At 51.1% G+C, this 18,858-nt stretch carries 26 protein-coding genes, 1 tRNA gene and 2 pseudogenes; 27 read left to right on the forward strand and 2 right to left on the reverse strand.

The features are described from left to right. Positions 1-250: 250 nt before the first annotated feature. Positions 251-1,606: an NAD(P)/FAD-dependent oxidoreductase gene (locus AAGA79_RS01485; RefSeq protein WP_411827013.1), complete on the reverse strand. Its 1,356-nt coding sequence runs from the start codon at positions 1,604-1,606 to the stop codon at positions 251-253. A 241-nt stretch (positions 1,607-1,847) separates the two neighbouring features. Here AAGA79_RS01485 and AAGA79_RS01490 point away from each other — a divergent pair, with 241 nt between their 5' ends. Beyond that, the gene (locus tag AAGA79_RS01490; protein WP_411827014.1) at positions 1,848-2,267 is read left to right on the forward strand and encodes a hypothetical protein; all 420 of its coding nucleotides are present in this window, start codon (positions 1,848-1,850) and stop codon (positions 2,265-2,267) included. 89 nt (positions 2,268-2,356) lie between these two features. Next, a tRNA-Met gene (locus AAGA79_RS01495) sits at positions 2,357-2,431 on the forward strand. Between the two features lie 29 nt (positions 2,432-2,460). Here the strand turns inward: AAGA79_RS01495 and AAGA79_RS01500 are convergent. Continuing rightward, positions 2,461-2,571: pseudogene (locus tag AAGA79_RS01500) on the reverse strand (DUF3008 family protein); the annotation flags it as partial. 527 nt (positions 2,572-3,098) lie between these two features. Here AAGA79_RS01500 and rpsL point away from each other — a divergent pair. From rpsL to map, 25 genes and pseudogenes are all read left to right on the forward strand, one after another. Continuing rightward, a complete protein-coding gene (rpsL, locus tag AAGA79_RS01505; RefSeq protein ID WP_411827015.1) occupies positions 3,099-3,479 on the forward strand; it encodes a 30S ribosomal protein S12 in 381 nt (126 codons plus the stop codon). A gap of 33 nt (positions 3,480-3,512) precedes the next feature. Beyond that, the gene (rpsG, locus tag AAGA79_RS01510) at positions 3,513-3,986 is read left to right on the forward strand and encodes a 30S ribosomal protein S7 (RefSeq protein ID WP_411827016.1); all 474 of its coding nucleotides are present in this window, start codon (positions 3,513-3,515) and stop codon (positions 3,984-3,986) included. Positions 3,987-4,022: 36 nt separating this feature from the next. Next, positions 4,023-6,164: an elongation factor G gene (gene fusA, locus AAGA79_RS01515; RefSeq protein WP_411827017.1), complete on the forward strand. Its 2,142-nt coding sequence runs from the start codon at positions 4,023-4,025 to the stop codon at positions 6,162-6,164. A gap of 40 nt (positions 6,165-6,204) precedes the next feature. Next, entirely contained in the window at positions 6,205-6,513 is a 309-nt protein-coding gene (rpsJ, locus tag AAGA79_RS01520; protein WP_411827018.1) for a 30S ribosomal protein S10, read from the forward strand. Between the two features lie 57 nt (positions 6,514-6,570). Continuing rightward, the gene (gene rplC, locus AAGA79_RS01525) at positions 6,571-7,200 is read left to right on the forward strand and encodes a 50S ribosomal protein L3 (RefSeq protein ID WP_411827019.1); all 630 of its coding nucleotides are present in this window, start codon (positions 6,571-6,573) and stop codon (positions 7,198-7,200) included. A gap of 40 nt (positions 7,201-7,240) precedes the next feature. Then, the gene (gene rplD / locus AAGA79_RS01530) at positions 7,241-7,849 is read left to right on the forward strand and encodes a 50S ribosomal protein L4 (RefSeq protein WP_411827020.1); all 609 of its coding nucleotides are present in this window, start codon (positions 7,241-7,243) and stop codon (positions 7,847-7,849) included. 30 nt (positions 7,850-7,879) lie between these two features. Next, positions 7,880-8,164, forward strand: a complete 285-nt coding sequence (gene rplW / locus AAGA79_RS01535; RefSeq protein ID WP_411827021.1) for a 50S ribosomal protein L23 — start codon at positions 7,880-7,882, stop codon at positions 8,162-8,164. A gap of 62 nt (positions 8,165-8,226) precedes the next feature. Further along, complete coding sequence (gene rplB / locus AAGA79_RS01540) at positions 8,227-9,069, forward strand: 50S ribosomal protein L2 (RefSeq protein ID WP_411827022.1); 843 nt, start codon at positions 8,227-8,229, stop codon at positions 9,067-9,069. A gap of 32 nt (positions 9,070-9,101) precedes the next feature. Then, positions 9,102-9,374 carry a 30S ribosomal protein S19 gene (gene rpsS, locus AAGA79_RS01545; RefSeq protein ID WP_411827023.1) on the forward strand — a complete coding sequence of 91 codons (273 nt, stop codon included), beginning with the start codon at positions 9,102-9,104 and terminating at the stop codon, positions 9,372-9,374. A gap of 35 nt (positions 9,375-9,409) precedes the next feature. Beyond that, positions 9,410-10,129: a hypothetical protein gene (locus tag AAGA79_RS01550; protein ID WP_411827024.1), complete on the forward strand. Its 720-nt coding sequence runs from the start codon at positions 9,410-9,412 to the stop codon at positions 10,127-10,129. Positions 10,130-10,164: 35 nt separating this feature from the next. Further along, a pseudogene (gene rplV, locus AAGA79_RS01555) lies at positions 10,165-10,485 on the forward strand (50S ribosomal protein L22); the annotation flags it as partial. Positions 10,486-10,631: 146 nt separating this feature from the next. Then, positions 10,632-11,405: a 30S ribosomal protein S3 gene (rpsC, locus tag AAGA79_RS01560; RefSeq protein ID WP_411827025.1), complete on the forward strand. Its 774-nt coding sequence runs from the start codon at positions 10,632-10,634 to the stop codon at positions 11,403-11,405. A gap of 58 nt (positions 11,406-11,463) precedes the next feature. Next, on the forward strand, positions 11,464-11,883 hold the full coding sequence (rplP, locus tag AAGA79_RS01565) for a 50S ribosomal protein L16 (RefSeq protein ID WP_411827026.1): 420 nt from the start codon (positions 11,464-11,466) through the stop codon (positions 11,881-11,883). A gap of 22 nt (positions 11,884-11,905) precedes the next feature. Beyond that, positions 11,906-12,100, forward strand: a complete 195-nt coding sequence (gene rpmC, locus AAGA79_RS01570) for a 50S ribosomal protein L29 (protein ID WP_411827027.1) — start codon at positions 11,906-11,908, stop codon at positions 12,098-12,100. A 44-nt stretch (positions 12,101-12,144) separates the two neighbouring features. Beyond that, positions 12,145-12,420 carry a 30S ribosomal protein S17 gene (rpsQ, locus tag AAGA79_RS01575; RefSeq protein WP_411827028.1) on the forward strand — a complete coding sequence of 92 codons (276 nt, stop codon included), beginning with the start codon at positions 12,145-12,147 and terminating at the stop codon, positions 12,418-12,420. A gap of 56 nt (positions 12,421-12,476) precedes the next feature. Further along, entirely contained in the window at positions 12,477-12,842 is a 366-nt protein-coding gene (gene rplN, locus AAGA79_RS01580) for a 50S ribosomal protein L14 (RefSeq protein WP_411827029.1), read from the forward strand. A 19-nt stretch (positions 12,843-12,861) separates the two neighbouring features. Next, entirely contained in the window at positions 12,862-13,095 is a 234-nt protein-coding gene (gene rplX, locus AAGA79_RS01585) for a 50S ribosomal protein L24 (protein ID WP_411827030.1), read from the forward strand. Between the two features lie 64 nt (positions 13,096-13,159). Then, on the forward strand, positions 13,160-13,738 hold the full coding sequence (rplE, locus tag AAGA79_RS01590) for a 50S ribosomal protein L5 (protein WP_411827031.1): 579 nt from the start codon (positions 13,160-13,162) through the stop codon (positions 13,736-13,738). A gap of 31 nt (positions 13,739-13,769) precedes the next feature. Then, entirely contained in the window at positions 13,770-14,165 is a 396-nt protein-coding gene (rpsH, locus tag AAGA79_RS01595) for a 30S ribosomal protein S8 (RefSeq protein WP_411827032.1), read from the forward strand. A 27-nt stretch (positions 14,166-14,192) separates the two neighbouring features. Beyond that, the gene (gene rplF / locus AAGA79_RS01600; RefSeq protein ID WP_411827033.1) at positions 14,193-14,732 is read left to right on the forward strand and encodes a 50S ribosomal protein L6; all 540 of its coding nucleotides are present in this window, start codon (positions 14,193-14,195) and stop codon (positions 14,730-14,732) included. Positions 14,733-14,752: 20 nt separating this feature from the next. Further along, entirely contained in the window at positions 14,753-15,109 is a 357-nt protein-coding gene (rplR, locus tag AAGA79_RS01605; RefSeq protein WP_411827034.1) for a 50S ribosomal protein L18, read from the forward strand. A gap of 12 nt (positions 15,110-15,121) precedes the next feature. Continuing rightward, positions 15,122-15,787, forward strand: coding sequence for a 30S ribosomal protein S5 (gene rpsE, locus AAGA79_RS01610; RefSeq protein ID WP_411827035.1), 666 nt, complete (start codon positions 15,122-15,124; stop codon positions 15,785-15,787). Positions 15,788-15,840: 53 nt separating this feature from the next. After that, positions 15,841-16,329, forward strand: coding sequence for a 50S ribosomal protein L15 (gene rplO / locus AAGA79_RS01615; protein ID WP_411827036.1), 489 nt, complete (start codon positions 15,841-15,843; stop codon positions 16,327-16,329). Positions 16,330-16,481: 152 nt separating this feature from the next. Continuing rightward, entirely contained in the window at positions 16,482-17,978 is a 1,497-nt protein-coding gene (gene secY / locus AAGA79_RS01620) for a preprotein translocase subunit SecY (protein WP_411827037.1), read from the forward strand. Between the two features lie 38 nt (positions 17,979-18,016). Then, a complete protein-coding gene (gene map, locus AAGA79_RS01625) occupies positions 18,017-18,817 on the forward strand; it encodes a type I methionyl aminopeptidase (protein ID WP_411827038.1) in 801 nt (266 codons plus the stop codon). The last annotated feature ends 41 nt before the right edge of the window (positions 18,818-18,858 follow it).

Below are 18,858 nucleotides of genomic sequence, written 5' to 3' on the forward strand. Positions count from 1 at the left end.
GTTACATTTACCTCTATCGCAAGCTCCGAGCCAGACCGCCGTTGTTTCTGTTATCCGCAGACTATCAGTTGTTTGCGATATTTACCAAATAAACGGAAGCATGCGTCGGAATCCGGAAACTTTGCACGATGAATGATCGGGCTGTGGCTTTGTCGCATTCTGCAAAGAATGAAAAAGCCACTCCCCGAAAGGAGAGACTTGAGCTGTAAATATCGGTTGAACCGTGCAGGAGTCGAATTCCGTGAGAGTCCTAGGAAGACTGGGGTCTAGACTGATCCACTGATTTGAGAACAGGGTTGATGCTGTCAAAGGCCGGTGGATGCACGATGATCCGAGCTTCCGGCTTGTTGACAATATATGAGTAGGCCCAGCCAAGAAGGACGGAGAGCTTGTTCCGGAATCCGATGAGAAACAGAATGTGAATGAGCAGCCATGCTATCCAGGCAATGAATCCATGAAGTTTTATCGATCCTGCCTTAACGATCGCATGATTTTTCCCAATAATCGCCATCATGCCCTTGTCGGTATATTTGAAAAGAGGTCTTAGGTCATGCTTACGGTCAGCGAACTTGGTAGTCTCGAGACGAAGCTCTTCCTTCAAGAGCTTTGCTATATGAGCGCCCATTTGCGTGGCTGCAGGAGCCACCCCGGGAACGAACTGGTCATCCTTATCGCGCATATTAGTGAGGTCACCTGCCACAAAGATGTTTGGATTCCCGGGAATAGAGAGATCAAGGTTCGGTTTGATACGGCCGGCGCGGTCGGTTTCGACTCCTAGGTGCTTTGTAAGCGGGCTGGCAGCAATGCCAGCCGCCCAGATAATAGCACGTGAATTGAGATGGCTACCGTCCTTGAACTCCAGCTTCCCGGGGAGGACGTCTGTTACCATCATCCCGTTCCAAACTTCCACGCCCAGTGTCGTGAGCCGTGATTTTGCGTAGTCCGATTGATCCGCATCGTAGTGTTCCAGAATCTTCGGGGAATTCTCGATCAGGATGAGCCTCAGCTTCGAGGTATCGATCCTGCGGAAATTTGACTTCAGCGAGCGGTGAATTAGGTCAGCACAGGCACCTGCGAGTTCCACACCGGTGGGGCCGCCACCGACAATCGCGATTGTCATGAGCTTTTCGCGCTCCGCGTAGTCCGTGGTGAGTTCTGCGCGCTCAAGGTTCGAAAGGATTTTCCTGCGGATATCTTGTGCATCCGAAAGGGATTTGAGGCCAAGTGAGTTATCTTCCCAGTGATCGTTGCCGAAGAATCCGGTTTTGGCGCCCGCAGCGAGAAGGAGGTAGTCGAAATGGTAAGTAGAGCCCGATGCACCGGATACGGTTTTTTCCTCGGGGGAAATCGATTTCACTTGATCCATGAGAACCGTCACGTTTCTCGCGTTTTCTAGAATCTGGCGGATCGATCTCGCGATATCCGGAGCGGCGAGTGAGGCTGTTGCTACTTGATATAGCAGTGGCTGGAAAAGGTGATGATTGGTCCGGTCAATCAACGTGACTTCAAATCGTTCGTCGTTCGCGAGTTTACGCGCACATTCCAATCCGGCAAATCCGCCGCCGATAATTACTACTTTACGTGGTGCTGAGGTAGAGCTCGCCATGCGTGGAGCCTTGCACGCTTTTATAAATAGGGCAATCCGAGCTTGTGAAAACTTTCACAAGCTGTAAAAGGCCCGATTATTCATCCTTGGCTATCGGACTGGGGATAGCGCAGGGTCATGGCTGCCCGAGGGCGGGGTGAATTGAGAACGATGCAGATCTTGCCAGAAGCTGCAGGGGTTGATTCTATGCGCTTCAGTGCATATCCGTTTTTCAGATCAAGAACTCACCACATTGGTTGAAATGCTCAGCCTTGCTGTAAATGTAGCGTCCTGGAATCAGAAAGAAGATTCGAATGCCCGGCTCGCCGAATATGAAGAGTTTGAGAGCAAGATACTTGAAAAAGCAGCTAATAACGGGCTGGGGGGGCTGATAGAATTTGACGAGGAGCTACAAAGATTCCGTGTAAAGAAGGCGCTGGAAGAACAGATGTTCTACTATGAGTGTTACGAAGAATTCAGAAATGAAAGCTTCTGGGATGAGCTGACCGTGCGTCTTTCGGATAGGGATCTGGCGAAATCCGTTGGCCAGAAGGCTTGGGAGGCGATGAGTGAAGACGAGCGCCGTGCGAAGACCAAGGCTTGGGAAAAGCGTTATTGGGCGGAATTTTCCAAGAATGGGATTGATCGAGTGGTTGTAATGGCCCCCCCCGGAGAGGGATAAATTTTATTTTTCCCATCTTCGGTTTGACAAAATGCCCTGATTGCGGGTAATCCTCCCGCCCGCCGGATGTTTTCCGGCAGCCGGAACCTGGCAGCGTAGCTCAGTGGTAGAGCAGAGGACTCATAAGCCTTTGGTCGGCGGTTCAAATCCGCCCGCTGCTACCAGCTTCCTTGTAAGCATGGTTCTCCTTGGTCTACGGAAGGTTTTCGCTCTTCGCGCCTGCCAGCTCCTCTAGTTCTTTCGACGACATGGAGTTTGCCATGTTTTCAAATGCTCCCTGTAGCGAGGATTTGGCTTTGTCGTCACGCTTAGCTGATCACGCCGCTACTGCAGCTTTCTGCTGTTGTTCAGATTTAGCTTTCGTGATTACAATTTAGAATAGCTGAACTCATACCTGCTGCCGAATTCGGAATGACCTTTGCCGTTACTACATGCAAAAAAGCCATGCTGACTGTCGTCCATTCAAATTTCATTGCGAAATCTGCATGTGACAAGCCGTATGGGCCTATGATGTAAGTGATTACTTTGCCTTTGTTAGGTAAATGACTGATTTTTTTCACTGTACAATCTACATTGAATGATTAACTTGCCCGCGATCGCCTTTTTTTGAAAAAAGATCAAAAAGGTCTTGTCACACTCTCTTAAATGAGTAGAATCCCGCCCCCCACAGCGAGGCTGAGCTAACTAAATCATCAAGTTTAGCCGCAAAACAGGGAAATTATCGGGTGCAGCTCCGGAAAAAAGCGAAAACGGGTTTTTGAAAGCCCCGTCTTCGTGCCGGTTTGTCCCAACTACTCTTTTTAAGACAAATCCAGAAACACGAAGGAAATCATGCCGACCATTAATCAGCTCGTTCGCAAAGGACGCCACGTTCCAGTCGAGAAGTCGAAGTCACCCGCTCTCGTTAACTGCCCGCAGCGCCGTGGTGTTTGTCTCCAGGTTATGACCCGGACACCGAAAAAGCCGAACTCCGCTCTCCGTAAGGTTGCAAAGGTTCGTCTTACCAATGGCTTTGAAGTTATCGCCTACATTGGTGGTGAAGGTCACAACCTCCAGGAGCACTCAATCGTCCTCGTTCGCGGTGGTCGAGTAAAAGACCTTCCGGGTGTTCGTTATCACATCGTCCGTGGTTCACTTGATACGCTCGGTGTAGATAAGCGCAGGCAATCCCGCTCCAAATATGGAACGAAGAAGCCTAAAGCTGCTAAGTAATCCATTTTTAGAAAAACGTACCTCTTATAAGTTATGCCACGTCGCAAAAGAATTTTCACCAAGCCTGACCGTCGCGATCCTCGTTACGATAGTCCGGTTGTCGGCCACCTCATCACCAAGGTTATGCAGGATGGTAAGCGCTCCCTCGCGCAGCGCATTGTTTACGCGGCGATTGATCGCGCAAACGAAGGTACTGATACAGTTGATCCTCTCGAGGTTATCACACGTGCCGTGGAGAACTCCAAACCACGCGTCGAGGTTAAGTCCCGCCGTGTAGGTGGTGCTACTTACCAAGTGCCGCTCGAAGTTGATCCAGATCGTTCCGAGTCCCTCGCAATGCGCTGGCTCGTAACTTACGCACGTAACCGTAAAGGTACCCCAATGCACGTCGCGCTCTCCAACGAGATCAAGGATGCTGCAAACAATCAAGGTGCGGCAGTCCGCAAGCGTGACGATGTTCACAAGATGGCACAAGCAAACCGTGCTTTCGCCCACTTCCGTTTCTAAGGAAATTTCCGAATATAAAATACCGAGTTTAAGATATTGAGCCAAAACCATCCAGATCGTCCTTATACGCTTGAGCGGACCCGTAATATCGGGATCGCTGCGCATATCGACGCAGGAAAGACCACTCTTACAGAGCGGATTCTTTTCTACACTGGTATGATCCACAAGATCGGTGAGGTTCATGACGGCGCTGCTACCACCGATTGGATGGAGCAGGAGCGCGAACGCGGTATTACGATTACTTCCGCTGCTGTCACAACCGAGTGGTGGCAAAAGAAAGAGCCGAGTGTTTCCAAGCTCTTCGCGGAAGAGAAGCAGCGCATCAACATCATTGATACACCCGGTCACGTGGATTTCACCGCCGAGGTAGAGCGTTCGCTCCGTGTTCTTGATGGTGCGATTGTTGTATTCTGTGGAGTTGCAGGCGTTCAGCCGCAAACAGAAACCGTCTGGCGCCAGGCTACCAAATACAACGTTCCGCGCATCGTATTTGTTAACAAGATGGACCGCACCGGCGCTGATTTCGATAACGTAGTTAGCGAGGTTAAAGAGAAACTCGGCGCAAACGCCGTCCGTATCCTCATTCCAATTGGTTCCGAGGAAAATCTCAAGGGTCAGATTGACGTAGTTAACAAAAAGGCTGTTTATTATTCGGACGACGATAAATTCGGCTCAACCTACACTGTTTCCGAACTTACAGAGACTCAGCAGGAAATCGCGGATGCAGCTTATGAAGAACTGCTTTCTACGGTTGCTGACTGTGATGAGATTCTCGCGGAGAAGTTCCTAATGGAGGAAGAGATCACAGTTCTCGATCTCAAGCAGGGAATTCGCCGTTCCACGATAGCCAACAAGATTGTTCCTGTCGCTGGTGGTTCCGCTTTCAAAAACAAGGGTGTCCAATATCTCCTTGATGCGGTTATCGACTATCTTCCATCTCCTTTGGACGTAGCTTCGGCTATCGGCATGGACCCTGATAACGAAGAAGTTCAAATCGAAGTGCCAACTACAGACGAGGGGCAATTTACCGCACTTGTGTTCAAGCTTTGGGCTGACAAATTTGTTGGGAAACTCGTTTTCTTCCGCGTTTATTCCGGCATCGTCCGTAAAGGAGATACTGTTTACAATCCACGCACCCGCAAGTCCGAGCGCGTCGGTCGCCTGATTCGTATTCAGGCAGATGAGCACAAGGATATCGAAGAGTGCTACGCTGGCGACATCGCCGCAATGGTTGGCCTCAAAAACGCCACAACCGGTGATACACTTGCTACGGTAGGCCACGATGTTGTTCTTGAACCGCCTACTTTCCCTGAGCCTGTCATTTCAATGGCAGTCGAACCCCGCACAAAAGCCGATCAGGAAAAACTTGCGATCGCACTTGCCCGTCTGTCCGATGAGGATCCTACCTTCATGGTGAAAACCGATGAAGAGACCGGGCAAACAATCATTTCCGGCATGGGTGAGCTCCACCTCGAAATCATCGTCGACCGCATTAAGCGCGAGTTCAAGGTAGACGCCAATACCGGTGCTCCACAGATCACCTATCGTGAAACTATCACGAAGGCAGCAAATGGCGAAGGTAAGCTAATCAAGCAAACCGGCGGCAAAGGTCAATACGGCCACGTAGTTCTCTCCGTTAAGCCAAACGAAGCTGGCAAAGGAATTACCATCGAGAACAAAACAGTCGGTGGTTCCATTCCCAAGGAATATATCAACGCGACCATCAAAGGCTGCCGTGAAGCTTTCACAAATGGCGTGGTAGCAGGCTACCCGGTTATTGATGCGCATGTCGATATTCTCGATGGCTCATCCCATGACGTTGATTCCAACGAAAACGCTTTCACAATGGCGGCGATCTTCGCAATGCGCGATGCTTTCCAGAATGCTGGATCGATTCTTCTCGAGCCAATTATGGCTGTCGAAGTCTCAACTCCGGACGAATACCAGGGCGACGTAATGGGGGACCTCAACCGTCGTCGCGGCCAGATTCAAAATATGGAATCAAAAGGCGCTTTCTCCACCGTTCGCGCAAATGTTCCTCTCAAGGAAATGTTCGGCTATTCCACTGCTGTTCGCACACTTTCATCAGGTCGCGCTTCTTATGCGATGACTCCTTCGCACTTCGAACAAGTCCCGACAGCAATCGTCGAGGAAATCGCCGTCGATCGCGTAGCATAATTCTTAAACAAATCTCACAACCAACAACAACCTCACTTCTATGTCAGCTCAGAAAATCCGCATCCGCCTGCGTGCCTTTGATCACCGTGCAATTGACCGCTCGGCACTCGAAATTGTGGAAACCGCAAAGCGCACCGGCGCACGTGTTGCTGGTCCAATCCCGCTTCCAACCCGTATCGAGAAATTCAGTGTTAACCGTTCCGTTCACGTGAACAAAAAGTCTGCTGAACAATTCGAGGTTCGTACACACAAGCGTCTTCTTGATATCGTCGATCCTACCGCCCGCACTGTTGATGAGCTCAAGAAGCTCAATCTTCCAGCCGGTGTAGACATCACAATCCGTATATAGATTCTTCCGGCTCCCGGATTCTCTAATTTTTCTAACTTTTTAATTCTCTCTCAGCACATGTCACTAGGACTTCTCGGCAAAAAACTCGGTATGACCCGCATCTTTGATAAAGAGGCAGGCTCCAGCATTCCTGTAACCGTCATCGACGTTTCCGGAAACACACTTCTCCAGACCAAAACTAAAGAAAAGGATGGCTATAGCGCCGTTCAAGTAGGTTTTGACGACCAAAAGGAATTTCGCGTCAACGCACCGGATCTCGCTCGCTTTAAGAAAGCCGGCTCCGCTCCGAAACGCCGCGTTCAAGAGTTCCGTTTTGCCGACGATTCCGAGGTTCCTGCAGAGCATCCCGGCCTCGCGCTTTTCGAAGCCGGTCAATTCGTGGATGTAATCGGTAACACTATCGGTCGCGGTTTCCAAGGTGCCTACAAGCGTCACGGATTCGGTGGTCTGAAACAATCCCACGGTCACATGATGCACCGCAGAACTGGTGCCATCGGTGCTGGCTCGACTCCAGGTCGTGTTTGGAAAAACCAAAAGATGCCAGGACACATGGGTACAACCAAGTCCACAACACAGAACCTCAAGGTTATCGCTGTCCGTGAAGAAGATGGTGTCATCCTCGTTTCCGGTTCCGTCCCAGGTGCAAAAGGCGCCTACCTCACCATCCGCGCTGCGAAAAAGAAGTAAGCACCGCTCGCACCAATAATATTTAACGAAACTTTCCGCCATGTCCGCAAAAGCATTCACAACCGCAGATGCAGAAGCTGCAAATCTCATCCTAGTAGGTGAGGAAAAAGGCCGCCAAGCTGTTCACGATCTCATCACCGCTTATCGTGCCAATCGCCGTTCAGGCACCGCACACACCAAAACTCGTGGTGAGGTTCGTGGTAGCACCAAGAAAATCTTCAAACAGAAAGGAACTGGTAACGCCCGTCACGGCGACCGCAAGGCTCCAATCTTCGTAGGTGGTGGTGTAGTTTTCGGACCACGCAACCGTTCATACGCCAAAAACGTTCCTGGCTCCGTCCGTCGCCTGGCTCTTCGCCGCGTGCTTGGAGATCTTACACGTGCGGAAAAAATCTTCACTGTTGATTCCTTCGCGGTATCTGATTCCAAAACAAAATCCTTCCTCTCCGCTCTTGCTGATGTGACTGCTGAGAAACGCTCCGTCCTCCTCGTTGGAAACTTCGATGACTCCACTAAACTCGCCGCCCGTAACATCGGCTGGGTGCAACTCGCCACCGCGAAAGACCTCAACGTTGAGCAACTCATGCTCAGCCGCGTAATCGTCCTCGTCGGTGATTCTGTCGAAACTCTTGCGAAACGCACCGCTTAATCTTTTCCACGTAACCAACTACTCACGACCATGAAAGACATCTACCAGGTCATCAAAAACGTCCGCCTCAGCGAAAAAGCATCTCTCCTTCAGGAGCAGAACAACGAAGTTGTTCTCGAAGTAGACCGCTTCGCAAACAAGCTTGAGATCAAGGCTGCCGTGGAAACTGTTTTCGACAAGAAAGTCGTCAAAGTCCGCACCGCAAACTACGACGGCAAGATCCGCCGCAAGCGCCGTGCTGATCAAGGCCGCACCCCTCAATATAAGAAAGCGATCGTCCGTCTCGCAGACGGTGAAACAATCGATCTCATCTAAGCCCGCACCGGTTAGTCAGCTGCACGCTGAACAGCCAAAACCACTTTAACGAAACGCGAGTCATGCCACTTAAAACTTTCAGACCCAATACTCCATCCGAACGCTACAAGGAGCTTCCGTCCTTCGACGAAATCACCAAAAGCAAGCCGGAGAAGTCCCTTCTCACCCCGCTTAAGCGTTCAGGTGGTCGGAACAACACCGGACGCATTACTACACGCCACATCGGCGGTGGTCATAAGCGTCACTATCGTCTTGTCGATTTCAAACGCAACAAGCGTGAGATGGAAGCAACTGTGATCGGTATCGAGTATGATCCGAACCGCACTTGCCGTATCGCCCTCATCCAATACAAGGATGGCACCAAGTCCTACATTCTGGCTCCAGCCGGTCTTACTGACGGTGCAAGCGTAATCTCCAGCGCTACAGCTGCTCCAAAGGTAGGCAATGCAATGCCTCTCTCCAACGTTCCACTCGGAACAGAGATCCACAACATCGAGCTTCTTCCCGGAAACGGTGGCAAGGTAGCGCGTTCCGCTGGTCAGAGCGCTGTTCTTTCCAACAGAGATGGCGGCTGGGCACTCGTAAAAATGCGTTCCGGAGAGATCCGACGCTTCCACGAGGCATGCTATTGCACAATCGGTGTTGTAGGTAACCGTGACCACATGAACGAAGTTTCCGGCAAAGCTGGTCGCTCACGTTGGCAGGGTGTTCGCCCGACAGTCCGTGGTATGTGTATGAACCCAGTCGACCACCCGAACGGTGGTGGTGAGGGTAAATCCAAGTCCGGTGGTGGTCGCCAGCACCTTCTTTCCCCTTGGGGCCATGCGAAAGGTCAGAAGACCCGCAAGAAGAAGAAAACTACGAGCACATTCATCGTTGAATCCCGTCACGACCGTAAGAAGTAACCCTTTTTTAGAAAACTTAACCTAACCAATTTATGCCACGTTCCCTAAAGAAAGGCCCATTCGTCGATCAGAAGCTTCTTGCTAAGATTGATGCAGTTGCAGAAGCAGGCTCAGATCGTAAGCCGATCAAGACCTGGTCACGCAACTCCGTCATCACTCCTGACTTCGTGTCACACAACTTCTCTGTTCATAACGGCAAAACCTTCGTTCCTGTCTATGTGACAGAAAACATGGTTGGCCACAAACTTGGTGAATTTGCACCTACCCGAATCTTCCGTGCACACGGTGGTATCGGTAAAAAATAATCATTAAGTTCTCAGCTCAGATCGTTCTCATCCAGATGTCTATTTCCTGTCATACACGTACATTCGCTGCCGCCTTCGGGCTGTTGGCCATGGTCGTGCCTTGCACGGGTCAGGACAAAGTTTCGGTGACGGAACTTGAAAGCCTGGTAGCTGATCTTGAAGAGCAGAACCGTTCACTTCAAATCGCCCTTGTTGAATCCAATAAGGCTGAAAAGAAGTCAACGGAACAGCTCAATCAAGTTCGTGAACGACTTGAAGCGCTCGGCAAAAATCTTCTGGACGGCGGCGATGATCGCCTTATCCAGGCGGCTGCCGATCTCGAGATCGCTAATGAGCACCTCACCGCACTTGAGTCAGCATCCGGCAATCTTCTAGCTTCCGTTCAGGAATACATCCGCCAAGCGGTTGTTTCCGACCCGGAAGCAAGACTTAGTGTGGAAACTGCGATGAGAGAGCTTGACTCTGTCAGCGGACTCCGCCAAAAGCCCCTTCCCGATGTTCGCACTGGAAACCTCCAGCAAGCGCGCATCGTCAGTCTCGATCAACAAAGCGGTATGCTTGTCCTCAATCTTGGTGAAAGCCAAGGCGCTAAAATTGGAATGACCTTCCGCTTGATGCACGGCCAGCAAGCCTACGGTAAAGCGATCCTGGCAGACGTCCGCAAAGGCGTTTCCGGAGCTTTCGTAGAACAAATCGATTCTCAGGACCACGAACCAAGTCTCGGCGATACCGCCGTTTTACTTACTCAAAACTAATTTCCTTCTAACTCTCAATTCTAACTCCGACGACCATGGAAGTCACCAGCACCACTAAATTTGTCCGCCTCTCGCCGAAAAAAGCGCGTGACGTAGCCCGTGAAATTCAGGGACTACCAGTCTCGAACGCCCTCGACATTCTCACCTTCACTCCGAAGAAAGCAGCTTTCCTTATCGGGAAGACTCTCAAAACTGCGATCGCGGATGCGGAAAACAATTTCAACCTCGATTCCAGCAACTTGATCATCAAGGAAGCTGTGATCGGTGCAGGACCAACCATGCGTCGCTTCAAGCCACGTGCCAAGGGTTCAGCCGGTGCCATCATCAAGCGCACATCACACATCTCCGTCACCGTAGTAGGTGCTCCTCCTGAAAAGAAAAAGCGTGCTCCTAAGAAAGCCGCTGCGAAGAAAACTACAGAAGCACCTGCCAAAAAAGAAGAGGCAGTAGCTGAAGAAGCAACCGCGTAATCCCTCCTTTATAACTCTCTCTACCTAACACCATGGGCCAAAAAGTAAATCCGATCGCCTTCCGTCTCGCCGTCAATAAAGACTGGCGCTCAAAGTGGTATGCCAGCGGCAAAGACTACACAACCAAGCTTCACGAAGATCTTGCCATCCGTGCATACTTCAAAAAGAAACTCGTTAATGCCGGTCTTGCCCGCGTAGTTATCGAGCGTGCTTGGAACAGTGTCCGCGTGACTCTCCACTCCTCCCGCCCGGGTCTCATCATTGGCCGTCAAGGTAAAGAGATCGAGATCATGACCAACGAGGTCCAGAAGATTTGCAAAGATTCCCAGGTGAAGCTCGACATCCTCGAGATCCGCAAGCCGGAACTCGACGCACAACTTGTAGCCGAGCAGATCGCTATTCAGCTCGAACGCCGGATCGCATTCCGCCGTGCAATGAAGCGTTCCATCCAGACAGCTATGGAATTCGGTGCCGAAGGCATTCGTGTTCGCTGCGGTGGCCGTCTCGGTGGTGCTGATATCGCCCGTGCAGAGAGCTATCGTGAAGGTAAAGTGCCTCTTCAAACTCTCCGTGTTCCACTCGACTACGGCTTCGCAGAAGCCCGCACAGTTTACGGAATCATTGGTGTGAAATGCTGGATCAACAAAAAGCCGGATGACGGCTCCCGTGGACCTGAGCGTGAACGCCGCAACGATCGTGGAAATCGTGGTGACCGCCGCCAAGGTGGTGGACGCCCGGATAACCGCAACAGAAATGCTGAAGCTCCATCTGCTCCAGCTGATAAACCAGCCGCTCCTACCGCTTAATTTTCCCAAGCAGTACCCGCCCTCAATTTAGAACCATTTTCATAAGGAGAAATAAGTCATGCCTTTGATGCCCAAAAGAACCAAGTTCCGCAAAAGCCATCGCGGATCACGCGCCGGTAATGCACAGCGCGGAACAACCGTCGCCTTCGGTGACTTCGGCCTTCAGACCCTCGAGCGGGGCTGGATGACCACACGCCAGATCGAAGCCTGCCGTGTTGCCATCAACCGTTCCCTCAAACGTAAGGGAAAAGTTTTCATCAGGATCTTCCCTCATAAATCAATCACACGTCGTCCACCAGAAACTCGTATGGGTAAAGGTAAAGGCGCGGTTGATACCTGGGTAGCTGTTATCCGCCCTGGCAACATGCTTTTCGAAGTAGCAGGTGTGCCAGAATCCGCAGCTCGCGAAGCTATGCGCCTTGCTTCTTATAAGCTTGGTTTCCGCACACGCCTCGTGACACGTAACCCGCATCAATAAACCATTTAACACTGATACGACCATGGCCACCACCAAAGGAAAAGACATCCGCGAGCTCTCCGCAGACGAGCGCACCAAGCGCCTGATTGAGCTCAAACAAGAAGTCATGAACCTCCGTCTCCAGCGCTCCGCTGGAACTCTCGAGAATCCAGCGCGCTTCAAACAAGTTCGTCGCGAGATCGCTCAAATTCTCACCATTTCCAACGAACAGGCATAAGGCCTAACCGGGCCTGGCGGCCCGGACATCTACCTCCTACTTATATGAGTGAATCATCTCAAGAAGCTCCAGCAGTTCAGCACAAGCGCAAGACTCGCGTAGGCGTTGTTATTTCCAATAAAATGGAAAAGACCATCGTCGTTGAGCACATCGCACGTGTTCCGCACCCGAAGTTCAATAAAATCGTTAAACGCTCCAAGAAATACTACGTTCACGATGAAAAGAGCGAAGCCTCCGTCGGCGACCGCGTTTCAATCGTCGAGACCAAACCTGTTTCCAAGCTTAAGCGCTGGGCTCTTCAGGAAGTTCTTTCTCACTAATCCCGGCCAAACCGGCTCCTTTTACAGATCTTAATCTCTTACTTTTTCATACGACCATGATCCAGATGGAATCAAAAATCGCCGTTGCTGATAACACCGGCGCCCGCACCGCAAAAATGATCGGCGTCCTCGGAAAGCGCACACGCTCCGCACGCGTTGGTGACATCATCACCGCTCACATTCGTGATTCCATCCCGACTGCATCGGTGAAAAAAGGCTCCGTTGTCAAAGCGGTTGTCGTTCGCACCGCATATCCAGTTCGTCGTCCGGATGGCTCCGTTCTCCGCTTCGACTCGAACGCGATTGTCATTATCGACAAAGACAACAATCCACGCGGCACCCGTATCTTCGGACCAGTCGCTCGTGAGCTTCGTGAGAAACAATTCATGAAGATCGTATCCCTCGCTCCAGAGGTACTTTAATTTTTACTTTATTTTTTCCATGAGCTCCATCAAGACACACGTCAAGAAAGGCGACCAAGTCGAGATTATCGCCGGTAACCACAAGGGCAAAAAAGGCACTGTTCTCAATGTCAATGCTGCCAAAGGTACCGTCGTAGTAGAAGGCGGCCGCACAGTCCAAAAGGCAGTGCGCCGTTCCGAAGCAGATCCCGATGGTGGCATCAAAACAGTTGATGCACCTGTCCATATTTCCAATGTAAAGAAACTGAGCTAAGCCCCTTAAAAGGCCGCTCGCGCTTAAGCGTTAAACAGAAACCGCGCTGACCCGCAAAACAACAATGAGTACACCAGCACTACTGCAACACTACAAAGATAAGGTTGTTCCAGCTCTCAAAGAGAAGCTCGGATACACCAATCCGCATCAAGTCCCTAGACTTGAAAAAATCGTCGTCACATCCTGCATGGGCAAAGCCCCGGACCGCAAGGTAGCTGTAGACGACGCTGTTGCCGAGATCTCCAAGATCACCGGCCAGAAACCATCCATCACCTTCTCCAAGAAGGCTGTTGCCAACTTCAAGCTTCGTGAAGGCGAGCCACTCGGCGCCCGCGTTACACTTCGTGGCACACAGATGTGGGAATTCCTTTACCGTTTCATCAACGTTACCGCCCCGAACATCCGGGACTTCCGCGGGATTTCACCGAAATCCTTCGATGGACGTGGTAACTATGCTTGTGGTGTGGCCGACCAAACAATTTTCCCTGAGGTCGAACTCGACCAGGTAAAGCGTCAGATCGGTTTCGACCTGATTTTCGTCACCACCGCTAAAACAGACGATGAAGGTCGTGAGCTACTTTCTCAGCTCGGCATGCCTTATCGCGAAATCAAGAAAGCCGAGGGTGAACTCGCCAGCGCATAACCCTAATAGAATTTAAAAGGAAACAACCATCATGGCAGTTCTTACAGACCCTATCTCTGACTTCCTCACACGTTTCAAAAACGCGGCACGCGCTGGAAACGAGGAATTCCTCGCACCTTACTCCAAGATCAAGGCTGATATCGCCGAGATCCTGAAACAGGAAGGTTACATCTGGAAATACGAAGTCGTCACCGGCGAGCGCACCGAACTTAAGGTGTCCCCGAAATTCATCGACGGTCGTCCAGTTCTTACAGATCTCAAACGCGTCTCGAAACCAGGTCGCCGCCAATACGTCGGTTCCCAGGATATCCCACGTGTTCTGTCCGGCCTCGGCATCGCAATTCTTTCTACTTCGAAAGGTGTTATGTCCGGCGCATCCGCAAAACGTCAGAAGCTCGGCGGAGAAATCCTCGCCAACATCTGGTAATTTCTAAACTCGAACTACTACAACAATATGTCACGAGTCGGACTCAAACCAATCTCTCTTCCTGAAAAGGTAGCCGTCAAAGTTGATGGCAACACTGTTAACGTCGAAGGCCCTAAGGGTAAACTCGACTTCGCAGTTCCTGCAGGTATCTCGCTCAAAAACGAAGGCGACACAATTGTCGTCTCCCGTGAAACCGAGCATCGCCAGCATCGTGCCCTCCACGGCACCGTTCGCAGCATCGTCAACAACATGATCATCGGCGTATCCACTGGATTCTCCAAAGATCTTGAAATCCACGGAGTTGGTCTTCGTGCAGCAGTCAAAGGATCGGATCTCGATCTTTCCCTCGGCCGCTCACACCCACTTCTCCACCCAATCCCGGAAGGTCTTACCGTTACCGTTAACGAGAACACCAAAATCAAAGTCGAAGGGATTGATAAACAAATCGTCGGCCAATTCGCCGCTGAAGTCCGCAGCTTCTATCCACCGGAGCCATACAAAGGCAAGGGTGTCCGCTACGCAGACGAACGAGTCCGTCGTAAGGAAGGCAAAAGCGTCGGTAAATAACCTAAACACATTTACTTTTAATGAGCACAATTCAACGCCAAGCTATCCGCAGAAGGATTCACAGCCGTATCCGCCGCAAGGTATCCGGCACTACAGAGCGCCCGCGCCTCGCCGTTTATTTCTCCAACCAGCACGTATACGCACAGATCATCGACGATACAGCAGGCCGCACAGTGGCTTCTGCATCGACAATGGACAAAAGCTTCGAAGGCAACGCCTCGAACATCGCGTCTGCTGTGAAGGTCGGTCAACTCCTCGCTGAGCGTGCCCAGGCTGCCAATATCTCCGACGTGGTCTTCGACCGCGGTGGTCATCTCTATCATGGCAAGGTGAAAGCCCTTGCCGACGCTGCCCGCGAAGCCGGCCTTAAATTCTAATTCTCCCATCACATGGCTAATACTCCAGATACAAAAACCAGCCCTGCTTCCGCACCTAACGTTTCACCAGCTGCTCCACAAGCCGCGCAATCCGGTCCTCCACAACGTGGCGGTTACCAAGGAAATCGCGGTGGTCAAGGTGGCGGACGCGGACGTGGCCCACGCCGCGAAGAGCGTGTTGCTCCAACTGATGCGGACGGTAACGAACTTTCCGAAAAAGTCGTATTCATCAACCGCTGTGCAAAAGTAGTTAAAGGTGGACGTCGTTTCAGCTTTTCAGCTCTAGTGGTTTGTGGAAACAAACTCGGCAAGGTAGGTCTTGGTTTTGGTAAGGCTAACGAAGTTGCAGACGCAATCCGCAAGGCATCCGAAGCAGCCCGCAAAGTACTTCACCCGATGAGCATCGTTGATGGAACAATTCCACACGAAATCTATGCTGAATTCGGTGGTGGCAAAGTTCTCCTGAAGCCAGCTTCTCCCGGAACAGGTATTATCGCCGGTGGCGGTGTGCGTGCTGTCTGTGAAGCAGTTGGTATCCGTGACGTTCTCGCCAAATCAATGGGCTCCTCCAACCACGCTAACGTGGTCAAGGCTACCCTCAAAGCACTTTCATCAGTCCGCACCCGCGACCAGATCCTTGGATCCCGCGGCAAGCAGAAGAAAGAGAAAGCAATCTAATGTGGTGGCGGTGATAAGCCGCCATTTCACCAACCTCTTAACAAATTTAGAAAATGGAACTTCATAATCTTAGCCCTAATCCAGGTTCAAAACATCGCGTAAAGCGTCTTGGCGCGGGCGAAAGCTCCGGTCTTGGTAAAACCTCCGGTAAAGGTCACAAGGGTCAGAAAGCTCGCTCAGGCAGCGGCACCCGTGTTGGCTTCGAAGGTGGCCAGATGCCACTTCACCGTCGTCTTCCGAAGCGTGGCTTCAACAACTTCGATTTCCGCGACAAGTGGATCGTTGTAAATGTGGGCGATCTCGACGGCCGCTTTGAATCCGGTGCAACCATCGATGAAGCGGTTCTCCGCGAAATCGGCCTTGTTGACGGTCCTTGCGACAAAATCAAACTTCTCGGTGACGGCGAAGTCGAAAAATCCTTCACGGTTGCTTTCCACAAGGTCAGCAAGACTGCCAAGGAGAAGATCGAGAAAGCCGGTGGCAAGCTCATCGAGCCTGCTTCTAAATCGAAAGCTTCTTCAGAAGAAGCTCCTGAAGCTTGATTCCGAAAATCAACACACTTTGATCTAGCGAGAGGAAGCATTTACGTGCTTCCTCTCCGTCGTATCTAAACACCGCCTCAGTCTCCCTAGGAGTCCAGCCACCAAGTGTTCCTTGGGGTCTGGATTTCAAAATTTGAAGTCTTTATCACACCATGATCTCCGCTTTTGCTAACACCTGGAAAATTCCGGAACTCCGCGACCGTATTCTCTTTACCCTGGCTCTTATTGTTATCGTTCGCCTTGGCGTTCACATCACCCTTCCCGGTGTTGATGCTACGGTAATCAAGGAGTGGCTGGACAGCGTTGCCAAGAAAGACGCCACTGAATCCGGTGGTATGACAGCGCTTCTTACCGTCTTCTCAGGCGGTGGGCTTACCCAGGCCGGTGTTTTTGCATTGGGCATCATGCCTTACATCTCCGCATCGATCATGGTGCAATTGATGACTGCTATCGTTCCCAAGTTTGCAAAACTAGCACGTGAGGATGGTGGTCGCCAAAAGATTACCCAATACACGCGTTACATCACCCTTGCGATCGCATTGGTCCAGGGTTACTTCGTTGCCAAATCCCTCACGAATCCTGGCAGCATCCCATACATGGCGGGCATTGAACAGATTGGACGTCCGCTTGTTCCTGATCCATCTGTCGCGTGGTTTGCACTGACTGTCCTCACAATCGTCGCAGGAACCGTTTTGCTTATGTGGATCGGTGACCAGATGACCGAAAAAGGAATCGGCAATGGTATCTCGATCATTATTACCGTAAACATTATCTCCGCTTTACCTGGTGCGCTCATTCAGGCTTGGGGTTACTTCACAGACGGTGATCCATTCCGCGCCATCATGATGGTGGTGATGATTATTCTCCTTCTCATTGTAATTGCCGGCACGATTGCAATTACGCAGGCACAACGCAAAATCGCGGTTCAATATGCGAAACGCGTAGTGGGCAGGAAACAATTCGGCGGTCAAACGCAGTATCTTCCTTTGAAAGTGAACTACGCAGGTGTGATGCCGATTATTTTCGCCTCCGCTGTTCTATCACTTCCTCCGATGATGCTTCAGTGGTTTTTCCCTACATCGCCATGGGCTACAAAGCTCTATAACGAGCTCGTGGGTGGTGGCATGGCTTACTACATCCTCGGTGGTGTTGGTATCTTCCTCTTCTCATACTTCTGGGTGGCGATGATGTTCCAGCCTTCCCAGATCTCAGAAGACTTGAAGCGCAACGGTGGTTATATCCCCGGTGTACGCCCAGGTAAGCCGACTTCCGAGTTCCTTGATTTTACGATGACCCGCCTGACTTTCGCAGGTGCATTGTTCCTCGCTCTACTTTTCTTCCTTCCTGCCTTGATTGGTAAACTAGTTGGTCTTCCTCCGGGCTCTTTGGTGCTTCACTTCTTCGGTGGTACATCCCTCCTCATTATGGTCGGTGTTGTCCTCGATGTTATGCGTCAGGTGGAAACCCACCTTATCCAGAAACACTACGACGGTTTCCTGCGCAAAGGTAAATTGAAGGGCCGCTACGATCGCCTTGCGGATCAGAGCAATTCTACTCCGAAAACCGCTCTTGTTTACCTCTGGCTCGTAATTGCCGTTCTGATCGTATTGGCGATTACCGCTTATATTTACAATACGACACACGCTTAATTGACGCCTGTCGTTAGAATCCTGAGCTGAAGAATATTATGAAACGTGTCCGTATCCCAATTAAGAATCCTAGTGAAATCGAACGGATGCGTGAAGCTGGGGCAATTGCCTCAAATATTCTTCAGCAACTTGTAGCTGCTGTTGCTCCTGGTGTAACAACCAAGGAAATAGACGAGCTAGCTGGAGATTTGATGGAAAAGCAGGATTGCCGGAGTGCTTTCCTGAATTATCGAGGTTTCCCGGGGCAGACCTGTATTTCGATGAACGAGGAGGTCGTTCATGGTATCGGTGGTCCTCGACGGATTCAGCCGGGAGATATTCTGAAGATTGATGTCGGAATTATCAAAAGTGGATTCATCGGCGATAACGCTACGACCATTGCTTGTGGTGAGGTGCCTTTGGAGACCAAACGGTTACTCGCTGTCACTGAGCAATCCCTCTACGAAGCTATTGCGCATGCCCGTCCCGGACGTAAACTAGCGGACCTTTGCGGGGCTGTAGCTGAATATGCAGAGCCTTTTGGATTTTCGATCGTTCGGGAATTTGTGGGTCACGGAGTGGGAAGAAAACTTCACGAGGAACCGTCGGTTCCGAATTTCCGCCCCCGTGGCAAAAGCCCTACGCTGTTGCCAGGCATGACGCTGGCCATCGAACCCATGGTAAACGCCGGCACTCCTGAGGTTCTTATCCTCGAAGATGGCTGGACGGTTATCACCGGGGACCGCAAGCCTTCCGCTCATTTTGAGCACACCGTGCTTGTTACCGATGGCGACCCTGAAATTTTGACGGATCGTCCGAGGATTGCGCTGCCTGAGCAACTGGGTATCCCAGCGCTATAAGAGATTGATTTTCGAGGTCAGCGATTCCTGCGAATTTTTAG

It is taken from the genome of Luteolibacter sp. AS25 (assembly GCF_046736275.1).
In the GTDB taxonomy this organism is placed as follows: Bacteria; Verrucomicrobiota; Verrucomicrobiia; order Verrucomicrobiales; family Akkermansiaceae; genus Luteolibacter.

Bases quoted from the DNA above. Each gene is read 5' to 3' on its own strand.
- rplB (WP_411827022.1), top strand. From the start codon at position 8,227: ATGCCACTTAAAACTTTCAGACCCAATACTCCATCCGAACGCTACAAG.
- AAGA79_RS01550 (WP_411827024.1), top strand. From the start codon at position 9,410: ATGTCTATTTCCTGTCATACACGTACATTCGCTGCCGCCTTCGGGCTG.
- rpmC (WP_411827027.1), top strand. From the start codon at position 11,906: ATGGCCACCACCAAAGGAAAAGACATCCGCGAGCTCTCCGCAGACGAG.
- rplF (WP_411827033.1), top strand. From the start codon at position 14,193: ATGTCACGAGTCGGACTCAAACCAATCTCTCTTCCTGAAAAGGTAGCC.
- rplD (WP_411827020.1), top strand. From the start codon at position 7,241: ATGTCCGCAAAAGCATTCACAACCGCAGATGCAGAAGCTGCAAATCTC.
- rplE (WP_411827031.1), top strand. From the start codon at position 13,160: ATGAGTACACCAGCACTACTGCAACACTACAAAGATAAGGTTGTTCCA.
- rpsH (WP_411827032.1), top strand. From the start codon at position 13,770: ATGGCAGTTCTTACAGACCCTATCTCTGACTTCCTCACACGTTTCAAA.
- AAGA79_RS01485 (WP_411827013.1), bottom strand. From the start codon at position 1,606: ATGGCGAGCTCTACCTCAGCACCACGTAAAGTAGTAATTATCGGCGGC.
- rpsL (WP_411827015.1), top strand. From the start codon at position 3,099: ATGCCGACCATTAATCAGCTCGTTCGCAAAGGACGCCACGTTCCAGTC.
- rplC (WP_411827019.1), top strand. From the start codon at position 6,571: ATGTCACTAGGACTTCTCGGCAAAAAACTCGGTATGACCCGCATCTTT.
- rpsS (WP_411827023.1), top strand. From the start codon at position 9,102: ATGCCACGTTCCCTAAAGAAAGGCCCATTCGTCGATCAGAAGCTTCTT.
- rpsC (WP_411827025.1), top strand. From the start codon at position 10,632: ATGGGCCAAAAAGTAAATCCGATCGCCTTCCGTCTCGCCGTCAATAAA.
- rplW (WP_411827021.1), top strand. From the start codon at position 7,880: ATGAAAGACATCTACCAGGTCATCAAAAACGTCCGCCTCAGCGAAAAA.
- rplR (WP_411827034.1), top strand. From the start codon at position 14,753: ATGAGCACAATTCAACGCCAAGCTATCCGCAGAAGGATTCACAGCCGT.
- rplX (WP_411827030.1), top strand. From the start codon at position 12,862: ATGAGCTCCATCAAGACACACGTCAAGAAAGGCGACCAAGTCGAGATT.
- rplP (WP_411827026.1), top strand. From the start codon at position 11,464: ATGCCTTTGATGCCCAAAAGAACCAAGTTCCGCAAAAGCCATCGCGGA.
- rplO (WP_411827036.1), top strand. From the start codon at position 15,841: ATGGAACTTCATAATCTTAGCCCTAATCCAGGTTCAAAACATCGCGTA.
- rpsQ (WP_411827028.1), top strand. From the start codon at position 12,145: ATGAGTGAATCATCTCAAGAAGCTCCAGCAGTTCAGCACAAGCGCAAG.
- map (WP_411827038.1), top strand. From the start codon at position 18,017: ATGAAACGTGTCCGTATCCCAATTAAGAATCCTAGTGAAATCGAACGG.
- rpsJ (WP_411827018.1), top strand. From the start codon at position 6,205: ATGTCAGCTCAGAAAATCCGCATCCGCCTGCGTGCCTTTGATCACCGT.
- rplN (WP_411827029.1), top strand. From the start codon at position 12,477: ATGATCCAGATGGAATCAAAAATCGCCGTTGCTGATAACACCGGCGCC.
- rpsG (WP_411827016.1), top strand. From the start codon at position 3,513: ATGCCACGTCGCAAAAGAATTTTCACCAAGCCTGACCGTCGCGATCCT.
- secY (WP_411827037.1), top strand. From the start codon at position 16,482: ATGATCTCCGCTTTTGCTAACACCTGGAAAATTCCGGAACTCCGCGAC.
- AAGA79_RS01490 (WP_411827014.1), top strand. From the start codon at position 1,848: ATGCTCAGCCTTGCTGTAAATGTAGCGTCCTGGAATCAGAAAGAAGAT.
- rpsE (WP_411827035.1), top strand. From the start codon at position 15,122: ATGGCTAATACTCCAGATACAAAAACCAGCCCTGCTTCCGCACCTAAC.